At 31.7% G+C, this 813-nt stretch carries 1 protein-coding gene; it reads right to left on the minus strand.

The genetic code is table 11. From position 1 onward, the window contains the following. Positions 1-153: 153 nt before the first annotated feature. A partial coding sequence (locus ACU8DI_RS15375; protein WP_447113678.1) for a hypothetical protein occupies positions 154-813 on the minus strand: 660 nt, incomplete at its 5' end.

Genomic DNA, 813 nt, shown 5'->3' on the forward strand with positions numbered 1-813 from the left:
AACGTAATTGTGTATGATTATGTTGCGGAATTTCAGCGAGCGTATGCGGCTGATGTTCCGCGGGAAAAACGCGAGCTGCTAGTTCAGGTTTTCCGAGTTGTTTATATTTTTAATAAAAGTAGGAATTTTTCCTTGTCTTAACCAACTTAGCAATTAATTATACACGGTGTTGGCAGTAGGATTTTGTTCAGGTGCAATGAGTATTTCATTCAGAAAGTCTTTTTCAAGTTCCAATATACTTTGCTGTCTAAACTTTAGATAAGTCACAATTCCTTTATGTGGTAAATCGTCAAAATAATAGTCCAAATGTTTAGCTTCATATCCATTTGTGGCAATTACACTATAAGCTCCAGCTTTAGCACGAATTCTATTTTTCGTTTGATTGTTATCAGCCAATTTTAAAATCTCTTTTTCGTAAAATTCCGTTTTATTTAGATATTCGGTTCCTTTTTCAGAATACTTACCATTGGTGAAAAAAGGATTAACTTTATTTTCAGCGTACTGTTTTTCAATTCCGCTCAAATATTTTAAATAACCTTTAGTGAGGTTATCGTACTTCTGAATTTTAACTACATCTAAACTGTCATAATCGTTTCGTAAAATTTTTGCGTGAATGTCATCCATTAGAAAAACAATAGATTCATCACATTTAGTATTTAAAATCCCAAACATTCCATCAATATCAGTTTCAGACATTGAGTTAGATTCCGATTTCAAATTTGAATTACAGGAACTAATTATTATCAATAATAGAAGGATTGAAATGTTTCTCATAGGTTTTCTCATCTTACTGCCAACGTAATTGTGTATGAT

Source organism: Psychroserpens sp. BH13MA-6 (assembly GCF_052983595.1).